The following is a 1,972-nucleotide window of genomic DNA, read 5'->3' on the forward strand; positions in this document are numbered from 1 at the left end:
TACAGCCTCAAAACGCTGGGTAGCGCTGACGCGCTACCTGGACGATGGCGCTGTGCCCATCGACAACAACCAGGTCGAGAACCAGATCCGGCCATGGGCCCTTGGACGCTCGAACTGGTTGTTTGCCGGATCACTGCGCAGCGGCAAACGCGCGGCAGCAATCATGAGTCTGATCCAGTCGGCGCGGATGAATGGGCATGATCCGTATGCCTATCTTAAGGACGTACTCACACGGCTGCCGACGCAGCGGGCGAGTGAGATCGGCCAACTGCTGCCGCATCAGTGGGCGCCGGCCTGAGTCGCGCAAGGTGAGTTCGGCGTACGCTTACGCCAATGGGCAAACAGCCGCACCAGGAGTTCGCCAATATGACCCTTGGCCCAAGGCGACTTGAGCAGGCCGATCAGTAATACGGCTGGGATAAACCAGCCAAGCGTGCCCCAAACCTGCGTGATGACGGGAGTGAAGTCCATTTCTCTGCCTCGATTGATCCAGCAACTTGCCGGATCTTACCGAAAGCGAGTGTAGTTGAACGAACCTTTATTTCTGTTGACCTAGAGCCATCTCGATGCGCTGCCATTCTGGCTTGAGACGATAGCGAAGATAGGCGATGAGAGCCCTGTCGCGCAGACGCCTGAGTAAAGAGGACCTTCGCGCTTCATGGATGCGGTCGATCGTTTCAGCAAGCCAGGTGGGGTCGAAAGCTGTCCAGATGGGAGGAATGGGGGCCTGCAGGTTCGAGTAACAGGCGGGTGCGACTTCTACGAAGAATGCCGTCTCGATGGTGGAGCGGTCATAGCCGTTCAGGTTCCCAGCTACGCTGGCGTAGTCGATGAAGTTATCTACAAATACGTCTGACAGCGCTTCCCATAGCCTAACTTGGTCCTGCCTTGTCGAAAGGCCTCCCATAAGAAGGCTCGAATTCGTCATTTATCGCTCCTGCAGACCCTACACAGCGTGGCTAGTGAATCAACCCGACGCTTTGAACGAGCGTTGGGTTTTGCTCATTCGCAGCACGCAGCCGGAGCCAACCTTGCACCTTGTCATTTCCGAGATACCAGCGGCCGTCACGGTGGGCTAGGGGCAGACTTTCCCTGGAACGGCCAAAGGGCCCTGGGTTTTGTTGAGCGATCTCCAGTGTGTCGCTACCGACGCTGGCAATGATCGCAACGTGCCCGTAGCGGTTGAGCAGCGATGGGGCGAACACCAAAAGATCGTTCGCTTGCGGAGGCGTTGTGCTGCCGTTGGTGAACTGCAACATGCCGCGCTTGGCATTCATGCCGCCATCACCAACGCGACGATCAAAGAAGTCTCTGGCATGTCCGTAGGTGTCCGGCATGCGGTGGCCGTGTCGCTCAAAATAGTATCGTTTGACGAACTCGACGCATTGATAGCGAAGGCCTAGGTTATAACCATCCTGAGTCAGGTTACGGCCTTGCACCGTGTTGACCCCGCCGTTGTAGTAAATGGCTACGCCGTTTAGCTCATCAACCTGCTCGCCCACCGCATGCTTCGGGTTGGGGTCTATTCGGGTAACGGCGGAATAAAGCCCCAAGGCGGCCAGCGGCAGAATGGCCAGGCCTATGAGGAAAGTGCCTCGAAGCTTAGTCATGGCTTTTGCTATTTCATCACTTTTATCTTGTAGAGCTGCTCCACGTCCTGGCCGGCGCATTGGGTGCCGAACGTGCTCCCGTAAATCAGCACGTCATAAGTGCCGGTTTTGAGAGGGGTTCCGCTAATGACGCCATGCTTATCCCTTGCTTGATGGCTCAGCTCCAATCCCTCGGGCAGAGGCTTGGCTGGAGCTACTAGGAGCTTGCTGACACCTGTGCTCGCGTGGACTACGTCAATGCGAGCGCTGTAAGGCCTGCCTACTTTGGCGATTGGTAGCTCTTTTACCGCTAGCTCGGGCTCTTCCCTGGTGGCGCAGTAGACCAGAACATTGCCAAGCATCAACGCTTCGCAACCCGACAA

General features: G+C 56.9%; 4 protein-coding genes and 1 pseudogene. 1 reads left to right on the top strand and 4 read right to left on the bottom strand.

Annotated elements, in window-relative coordinates; genetic code table 11:
- A partial coding sequence (locus DQ405_RS26690; protein ID WP_168426490.1) for a transposase domain-containing protein occupies positions 1-298 on the top strand: 298 nt, incomplete at its 5' end.
- Positions 299-327: 29 nt separating this feature from the next.
- Here DQ405_RS26690 and DQ405_RS27130 read toward each other — a convergent pair.
- From DQ405_RS27130 to DQ405_RS27355, 4 genes and pseudogenes are all read right to left on the bottom strand, one after another.
- Positions 328-471, bottom strand: a pseudogene (locus tag DQ405_RS27130) (nuclease); the annotation flags it as partial.
- A gap of 67 nt (positions 472-538) precedes the next feature.
- Positions 539-928 carry a DUF7079 family protein gene (locus tag DQ405_RS26700; RefSeq protein WP_241730240.1) on the bottom strand — a complete coding sequence of 130 codons (390 nt, stop codon included), beginning with the start codon at positions 926-928 and terminating at the stop codon, positions 539-541.
- Between the two features lie 31 nt (positions 929-959).
- The gene (locus DQ405_RS26705) at positions 960-1,610 is read right to left on the bottom strand and encodes a CHAP domain-containing protein (RefSeq protein ID WP_168426492.1); all 651 of its coding nucleotides are present in this window, start codon (positions 1,608-1,610) and stop codon (positions 960-962) included.
- 8 nt (positions 1,611-1,618) lie between these two features.
- Positions 1,619-1,972, bottom strand: a 354-nt coding sequence (locus tag DQ405_RS27355) for a hypothetical protein (RefSeq protein ID WP_206678947.1), incomplete at its 5' end; no start/stop codon positions are given.

The sequence above is a fragment of the Pseudomonas sp. SST3 genome (assembly GCF_003325755.1).